Annotated in this window: 6 protein-coding genes and 2 pseudogenes; 6 read left to right on the top strand and 2 right to left on the bottom strand. The window is 70.1% G+C overall.

The features are described 5' to 3' along the window. The first annotated feature begins 197 nt into the window (after positions 1-197). The gene (locus M3Q23_12740; protein MDP9342930.1) at positions 198-836 is read left to right on the top strand and encodes a DUF4389 domain-containing protein; all 639 of its coding nucleotides are present in this window, start codon (positions 198-200) and stop codon (positions 834-836) included. A 13-nt stretch (positions 837-849) separates the two neighbouring features. Here the strand turns inward: M3Q23_12740 and M3Q23_12735 are convergent, their stop codons facing one another. Then, positions 850-1665 carry a tetratricopeptide repeat protein gene (locus M3Q23_12735; GenBank protein MDP9342929.1) on the bottom strand — a complete coding sequence of 272 codons (816 nt, stop codon included), beginning with the start codon at positions 1663-1665 and terminating at the stop codon, positions 850-852. After that, entirely contained in the window at positions 1658-2554 is an 897-nt protein-coding gene (locus tag M3Q23_12730) for a 1-acyl-sn-glycerol-3-phosphate acyltransferase (protein ID MDP9342928.1), read from the bottom strand. Before M3Q23_12730 ends, M3Q23_12735 begins: the two co-directional genes overlap by 8 nt. Positions 2555-2821: 267 nt before the next feature. Here M3Q23_12730 and M3Q23_12725 point away from each other — a divergent pair. The 5 genes and pseudogenes from M3Q23_12725 to M3Q23_12705 form a co-directional block, all read left to right on the top strand. Next, positions 2822-3757, top strand: a pseudogene (locus M3Q23_12725) (thiamine pyrophosphate-dependent dehydrogenase E1 component subunit alpha). 130 nt (positions 3758-3887) lie between these two features. Continuing rightward, positions 3888-5248, top strand: a pseudogene (locus tag M3Q23_12720) (aminotransferase class V-fold PLP-dependent enzyme). A gap of 202 nt (positions 5249-5450) precedes the next feature. Continuing rightward, entirely contained in the window at positions 5451-6869 is a 1419-nt protein-coding gene (locus M3Q23_12715; protein MDP9342927.1) for a PQQ-binding-like beta-propeller repeat protein, read from the top strand. A 197-nt stretch (positions 6870-7066) separates the two neighbouring features. Further along, on the top strand, positions 7067-7495 hold the full coding sequence (locus M3Q23_12710) for a hypothetical protein (protein MDP9342926.1): 429 nt from the start codon (positions 7067-7069) through the stop codon (positions 7493-7495). 127 nt (positions 7496-7622) lie between these two features. Then, positions 7623-7901 (top strand): divalent metal cation transporter (locus M3Q23_12705; GenBank protein ID MDP9342925.1); only part of this gene is annotated, 279 nt, incomplete at its 3' end.

Here is a 7901-nt window from a genome sequence, read left to right as displayed (position 1 = left end):
CTCACCCATCGCTCCAGGAGCGCCCGGTCCCCCTCGGAGATCGCCACCGCAGCGGCAGGATGCCACACGACGGGAGGCTACCTCCCGCGTCTCCCTCTGTCAAGCTATTTGCGAGGCATTACACTAGATCTCGTTGCGTCTCGCCGCAGGGTGCTGTGGAATTCCGCCAGAAGCCGCCGCCCAGGAGGTGGGAAGCGATGGCAATGGAACAGACGGCCTACCCCGTGCAGTTCTCGGTGGATTACCCGGACCGGCCGCTCAACCGGCTGACCACCGCCTTCCGGATCTTCGTGGCGATCCCGATCCTGATCGTGCTGGGGAGCGTGTCCGGCTCGACGTGGCAGGTCTACTCGCGGCGCGGAGGCACGTTCGTGCTGGCCGGCGCGGGAGGCCTGCTGTTCTTGGGCCCACTCCTCATGATCCTGTTCCGGCGGAAATACCCGCGGTGGTGGTTCGACTGGAACCTGGAGCTGCAGCGCTTCACCAATCGGGTCGTGGCGTACATCCTTCTCATGGACGACCGCTATCCGGCAACCGATCAGCAGCAGACCGTACACCTCGACTACCCCTATCCGGAAGCGGGCCCTGGCTTGAACCGGTGGCTTCCCCTGGTGAAGTGGTTCCTGGTCATCCCCCACGTCATCGTGCTGGCCTTCCTGTGGGTCGCCGTGGTCGTGGTGGCGGTCGTCTCATGGTTCGCCGTCCTGTTCACGGGGCCGTACCCGAGGGGCCTGTTCGATTTCGTGCAGGGCGTCATCCGGTGGGGCGCGAGGGTGGTCGCGTACGCGTTCGTCCTGGTCACCGACAGGTACCCGCCGTTTTCGCTGTCCCCGTAGGTCGCGTGACCGGTTAGAACAGCGCGGCGGCGAGCCTGGGGCGGTACTCGCGGGTGATGGGATCGTCGTCTCCGAGCACGGCGAAGACGTCCAGCATGGCCGCCCGGGCCTCGTCGCGGTGGTCGGGCGCGTGCGCCACCGCGCCCAGCAGGGCGTCCAGCGCCTCGCGCCACCGGCCCTCCGCCGCCATCCGCTTGGGCACGGCCAGCGGGTCGGCCGCATCGGCGTCCACCCACTCGGAGACCCGGATGGCGGCCAGCACCCGTTCGGCCTCGGGGTCGGGCAGCAGGGGGGTCGCCAGCCGGCGGGCCTCCTCCAGGTCGCCCCGCTCCGCCAGGAGACGGGCCAGGCCGAACGCAGCCGTGGGGTTCGACGGGTCCTCGGCCAGGGCCTCCCGGAACCCGCGCTCGGCGGACTCCACGTCACCGGACTCCGCGGCCCGGGCCGCCTCCAGCGCGCCGCGGTCGGCCTCGGACGGGAGCAGCCGGTCCAGGAACTGCCGCACCGCCTGCTCCGGGATGGCCCCGATGAACTGGTCCACCGGCTTGCCGTCCGCAAAGGCCCAGACATTCGGGATGCTCTGGACCCGGAACTGCTGCGCCGTGTACTGGTTGGCGTCGACGTCCATCTTGGCCAGGAGGAACTCGCCGCCCTTCTCCTCGGCCAGGCGCTCCAGGACGGGTGAGAGCGTGCGGCAGGGCTGGCACCACCCCGCCCAGAAGTCCACCAGCACGGGCCGCTGCCGGCTCTCCTCGATGACGCGAGCCCCGAAGTCGGCGTCGGTGACGTCGATGACGACGGGCGAGCCCTGAGCCTCGCGCTCAGCCATGGTCCGCCTCCGCCAGCAGCCCCTCGATCGAGGCGCGCAGCTCCGCGGTGAGGCGCACGGCCTCGGCCCGCCGCTTCACCCGATCATCCACCGGATCGACCGGGATGGGGCGTCCGAAGGCCACGACGACCGGAACCCGCTTCGGGATCCTGGTGCCCGGAGGCATCGCGGCATCCGTCCCGGTGATGGCGCACGGAACGAGCGACGCCCCCGCGTGCAGGGCAATCCACGCCGCGCCGGGCAGGAACGGCAGCAGCGTGCCCGGCGTTCGGGTTCCCTCCGGGTACATCCCCAGGACCTCGCCCCTTCGCGCGACGTCCAGGGCGATGGTGATGGCCCGGAGGTCGAACGCGGCCCGATCCACCGAGAACCCTCCCAGCTCGTGGAACAGCCTCGCGGTGGCCCGGTTGCCGAACAGCTCACGCTTGGCCATGAAGGTGACCGGCCGGGGGCTGGCCACCACCGCCACCGGGATGTCCAGCAGGCTCTCGTGGTTCATGCACAGCACGACGGGCCCGGTCGCCGGCATGCGCTCGGCGTCCCACACCCGGATGTCGAACCACCACCGCAGCACGCCCCCGGCGGTGCGACCGGCGGCTCGCTGGAACCTGCCGATCCCGTCCCGGATCCCGTCCCCCGCCCGCCGGCTTTCCCCGGCCGTCTCGATCAGCTCGACGACGTCGGCCACGGTCCGGGGGGAGGCCGGGACCCCATCCACCAGGTCGATCCCGAAGCGTTCCTCCACCGTCACGGCGAGCTCCGCGAACGCCAGCGAGTCGAACCCGACGTCGGAGAGCGTGGAGTCGGGCCGAATGCCGCCGGAGCCGTCCTCCGCCAGCTGGCCCACCAGCTCGAGCACGGATGCGCGAAACGCCTCGTCGGTGGCCATGGTCGACGCGTAGCTTACCGGCCGATCGCGTGGACGCTACCCGCGGACTCGACCGTGGCGGAGCACGGAACCGCCGGTGCTAGACTCCAGCCGGATCATGCCTTTGGAGCCACTTTCCGCCGCGTGCGTATCGCGGCCTCGAGAGTTCACTGCGGCTGCCGCTTTCGCGAGCAGCCGTTTTCCGTTTGAAAGGGGTTCGACGTGGCCACACGGCTAGCTCGGGCCAGGCACCGCGCCCTCGGCCTGTCCGACCAGGACCTCCTCGACATGTACCGGATGATGGTGACGGCGCGGCTGTGCGACGAGGCCCAGTTCCGGCTGAACCGGCAGGGGAAGGCTCCCTTCGTGGTTCCGGTCTCGGGCCACGAGGGGTGCCAGGTCGCCACGGCGTGGCCCCTCCGGAAGGGCCAGGACGTCTTCGTTCCTTACTACCGCGACATGGCGGTGTGCCTGACCGCCGGGCTCACGCCCTACGACGTGTTCCTGGGGGTGTTCGGCAAGCGGGACGACCCGTCCTCCGGGGGCCGCCAGATGCCGGCCCACTGGAGCGCCCGGCGCCTGAACATCGTGACCGGCTCCTCCCCCATCGCCACGCAGATCCCGCACGCCGCCGGGGTCGCCTACGCCATCAAGTACCGGGGCGAGGACGCCGTGGTCGCGTCGTGGTTCGGCGACGGCGCCACCAGCGAGGGCGACTGGCACGAGGGCCTCAACTTCTCGGGCATCCACAAGCTTCCGGTGGTGTGGGTGTGCGAGAACAACAGGTACGCGATCTCCGTGCCCCTGTCGAAGCAGATGGCCGTGGAGCACGTCAGCGAGCGCGCCGCCGGGTACGGCTTCCCCGGCGAGACCGTGGACGGCAACGACGTCCTGGGGTGCTACGACGCCATGAAGCGGGCCGTGGACCGGGCCAGAGCCGGTGACGGGCCCACCCTGCTGGAATGCATGACCTACCGGTTCCACCCCCACACCTCTGACGACGACGACCGCACGTACCGCTCGCGGGAGGAGGTCGACGAGGCCAAGTCCAAGGACCCCATCCTCCTGCTGGGGAACGACCTGAAGTCGCTGGGGCTGCTGGACGACGATCGGGCAGAGGCGCTCCGCACGGAGGCCAAGGCCCTGGTGGACCAGGAGGTCGACCGGGCCTGGAACGCTGCCGACCCCGAGCCCGAGTCCGCGCTCCGGCACGTCTTCGCGGAGCCCGACGACGAGCACGTGGAGAGCCACGGGACGGAAGCCGTGCCGGCGGAACCGCCGCAGCCCGAGGAGGCCTGAGGCGGACGCGGATCCCGCCCTTCGCCGCCAGGCCGCCGACCTCGCCGACGAGTTCCTGGCCGGGCTGGCCGAGCGCCCGGTGGGCCGGCCGATCGAACCCGGCGAGCTCCGCGCGGCGCTGGGCGGAGAGCTGCACGAGACGGGCGAACCCCCGGAGAAGGTCCTGGCGCAGCTGGCCCGCGACGCCGACCCCGGACTCGTCGCCACCGCCGGCCCCCGCTACTTCGGGTTCGTCATCGGGGGGAGCCTGCCGGTGACCGGTGGCCACCGAGTGGCTGGCTGCGGCATGGGACCAGAACGCCGGGAACTACCCCGCCTCCCCGGCCGCATCCGTCGTGGAGGAGGTCGCGGGGGCCTGGCTGGCGACCCTGTTCGGGTTGCCCTCCACGGCCAGCGTGGGGTTCGTCACCGGGGCGACCATGGCCAACTTCACCGCCCTGGCCGCGGCCCGCCACGCGGTCCTGGCAGGCCGTCGGCCACGACGTGGAGGAACAGGGCTTGTTCGACGCGCCGCCGGTCCAGGTGGTCGTCGGCCGGGAGACCCACACGACGATCTTCGTCGCGCTCCGGATGCTCGGCCTGGGCAGCGAGCGGGTGAAGCGGGTCCCGGTGGAAGGACAGGGGAGGATGCTGCCCGATGAGCTCCGCCGGGTACTCGATGGGAGCACCGGCCCCGCCATCGTCTGCGCCCAGGCCGGAAACGTGAACACCGGGGCGTTCGACCCGCTGCGCGAGATCGCCGCCGCCACGGCGGAGCGCGGGCCTGGCTCCACGTGGACGGCGCCTTCGGGCTGTGGGCCGCGGCATCGCCGGACCTGGCCCATCACCTCGACGGGATCGAGGGGGCCCAGTCGTGGGCCACGGACGCCCACAAGTGGCTGAACGTCCCGTACGACTGCGGGATCGTGTTCGTGTCCGACCCGGCCGCGCACCGTGCCGCCATGAACCGTCACCGCCGCCTACCTGGTCCGCGGCGCCGGCGAGGCTTACACGCCGTACGACCACGTGCCGGAGTCGTCGCGCCGGGCCCGCGGCCTCAGCGTGTATACGGCCCTGCGGTCGCTGGGCCGGTCGGGGGTGGCCGAGCTGGTGGACCGGTGCTGCGCGCTGGCCCGCCGCATCGCGGAACGGCTCGACGCGGCGCCGGGGGTGAGCATCCTCAACGAGGTCGTGCTCAACCAGGTCCTGGTCCGCTTCGCGGCGCCAGGAGACGACGATAGTGCGGCGGACCGGAGGACCGCGGACGTCATCGCCGCCACCCAGCGGGACGGGACGTGCTGGGCCGGTGGCACCATGTGGCGGGATCGCCACGCCATGCGGATCTCGGTCAGCAACTGGTCGACGACCGAGGAGGACATCGACCGCTCCGCGGAAGCCATCCTCCGCTGCGCGGCGTCCGCGGGGGTGCCGGTGTGAACGCGGAGCAATACTGGTCATACAGACGGGACGAGAGGCTCTTCTCAGCGTGCGGGCGGCTCAGCTCCCCAGGGGATAGCTGAAGGAACCCCCGACAATCGCGAATCCGTCGGGAGCCCTCGCTCGTAACAGTTTCCAGGAATCGGCTCGTCCCAACTGCGCGGCCCTCCCTGGGGAGGCCACCTGGTACCTGGAGGCACTCATGCATCGGTCCCGCTCCCTTCTCGGCCCCCTGACAGGCCTGGCCGCCGCGCTTGTCCTCGCGGCGTCGACCGTGCCCGCGGCAGCAGATCGTGGCAACGCCGACTGGCCGACCATCAGCTTCGACATCCAACGCACTGGCGCGAACACATCCGAGACATCGATCAGCTCCGGAAACGCGTCAAAGCTGCATGAGCTGTGGTCGTTCGAGACGGACGGCGTCATCGACACCTCGCCTGTGGTGGCGAGTGACGTGCAGGTCGGCCGGGGTATGAAGCAGCTCGTGTACGTGGGCAGCGAGCATGGCATGTTCTACGCCGTGGACGACGCCACCGGAAGCCTCGTGTGGAAGAAGGATCTCGGCTCGGTCCAGACCCTCTGCGACGACCTCCCGGGCGGGGTCTTCGGCATCACGAGCGCGCCGGTCATCGACCGTTCGACCAACCGCATCTTCGTGGCGGGAGGGGATGGGAAGGTGCATGCGCTCGACCTCGCGACTGGCGCGTCGTCGCCCGGCTGGCCGGTCCCGGTACTTTCCAACCCGAACCAGCAGCATGTATGGAGCGGTCTGACCATGTTCCAGGGGAAGCTCTACGCGGAGACCGCGAGCTACTGTGACTTCACGCCTTATCACGGGCACATCGTGGAGATCGACGTCGCCTCCGCGACCGTCGTCGCGCGCTTCTACCCGGCGGGAAGGAAGGACGACGGCGGGGGCATCTGGGGCTGGGGCGGGGCGTCGGTCGACCCGAGGAACGGGAACGTCTACATCTCGACCGGGAACGACCTCAGCGCACCGCAGGACTTCCGGTACGCCGAGGACGTCGTCAGACTGACCCCAAGCCTGCGCGTCGTCTCGCACCACGGGCCGACTCTCATCGGCGCAGACGTCGACTTCGGCTCCACCCCCACCCTGTTCCACCGGCCGGGGTGCCCGCGGCAGCTCGCCCTGGAAAACAAGTCGGGCGTCCTGTTCGTCTACGACCGGGACGATCTTTCGGGCGGACCCACGCAGCGGCTGCAGATCGCGGATGTGGACGACAACGAGTTCCTCGGGAGCCCTGCGTGGTCCGCGGCGACCAACACCATGTTCGTGTCGAACTCGAGCGACTCGAGCTCCGGGCCGTACCAACACGGGATGGTCGCACTGGAGGAAGGCGCCGACTGCCGGCTCGCGCTCGCCTGGCAGGCCACGGTGGGGCCAAACCCGTCGGTCGTGTCGGTACCCATGGTGGCCAATGGCGTCGTGTACTACGGCGATGGGACAGGAGGTCAGGTGCTGGCGTTCGACGCGGTGACGGGCAACCAGCTGTGGGCCAGCCAGCAGTTCGATGGCCCGATCTTCGCTGAGCCGATCATCGTCAACGGGCATGTCTACGCAGGCGCCTGGGATCAGGAGCTTCACGCCTTCGGGCTCTAGAGTGGCCCACCGGGAGACCCCGCTCGATCGGCCGCCTCGCCGCATCCCCGGCCCGCCCGGAGGACCAAGCGCGCCAAGTTCGTGGAGCGGTAGTAAGTTGTCGAGTTCGGTGTCCGGATCCAGTCAGGGAGAACTTCGAGGCGATGGCGACGCCAAGATGGCGAAGGTCACCGGCCCCGAGTCCTGAACATTGGAGCGTGTCGCTGCGGCTCAAGCGGGTGCTCGGCTTGGGGGTGATCGTGGCCCTTCTAGGCGGGGGTTGCGGCAGCGGCGGACCGCTGGGAGCCAAGGCGCTCTCCCAGCAGTCGAAGTCGCTGCAATCCGAAGCCGCCGAGGGAGTGCTTCTGGCCCAAGACGCCGCCTCCGGCAGGACGACGCGCATCTACACCCGCGAGCACTCCTCCGACCTCTACGGGGCCGCCTCCCAAGCCAAGCTCGCGTTGGAGGCGGACAAGGCCGAGCCGGCGCTGGAGCCAAGGCTCCGCCAGCTGGCGGTCCTCGCGGGTCAAGTCAGCGCCGACCTCGAGCGCCTCGGCAGCGCCTCCAGGGACGAGGACCGCGCGCTCGCCGGTGAGCTCCAGGCGGCCGCCCAGGCGATCCAGAGGATCGGCGAAGGGCTCACGTGAGCCTGAAGAACATCCTCGCCGTCGCCCTCGGCATCTTCTCGGCCATCGGCGGGTTCGTCGACATCGGCGATCTCGTCTTCAACACGCAGGCCGGAGCGACCTCGGCTTCCAACTCCTGTGGGTCGTGGTGATCGGAGTCGCCGGGATCATCGTCTACTCGGAGATGTGCGGGCGCGTCTCGGCGGTCGCCAGGCGCCCGGTCTTCGACCTGATCCGCGAGCGAACCGGCTTCGGTGCGGGGCTGGCGACCCTGGTCGCCTCCGAGGTGGTCAACTTGATGACGTGCGCGGCGGAGATCGGAGGTGTCGCCATCTGCCTCCAGCTCCTCTCAGGCCTTCCCTATCGCCTCTTGATCCTGCTCGCGGTCTTGGGCCTCGCCGTCAGCTCCTGGGTACTGCCCTTCAGG

It is taken from the genome of Actinomycetota bacterium (genome assembly GCA_030774015.1).
In the GTDB taxonomy this organism is placed as follows: domain Bacteria; phylum Actinomycetota; class UBA4738; order UBA4738; family JACQTL01; genus JALYLZ01.
The sequence above is the reverse complement of the archived record's forward strand: the minus strand, read 5'-3'. Positions and strand labels throughout refer to the sequence as shown.

What these genes read in the sequence shown, in the direction of transcription:
- M3Q23_12740 (MDP9342930.1), top strand. Translation starts at nt 198, where the DNA reads ATGGCAATGGAACAGACGGCCTACCCCGTGCAGTTCTCGGTGGATTAC.
- M3Q23_12730 (MDP9342928.1), bottom strand. Translation starts at nt 2,554, where the DNA reads ATGGCCACCGACGAGGCGTTTCGCGCATCCGTGCTCGAGCTGGTGGGC.
- M3Q23_12715 (MDP9342927.1), top strand. Translation starts at nt 5,451, where the DNA reads ATGCATCGGTCCCGCTCCCTTCTCGGCCCCCTGACAGGCCTGGCCGCC.
- M3Q23_12735 (MDP9342929.1), bottom strand. Translation starts at nt 1,665, where the DNA reads ATGGCTGAGCGCGAGGCTCAGGGCTCGCCCGTCGTCATCGACGTCACC.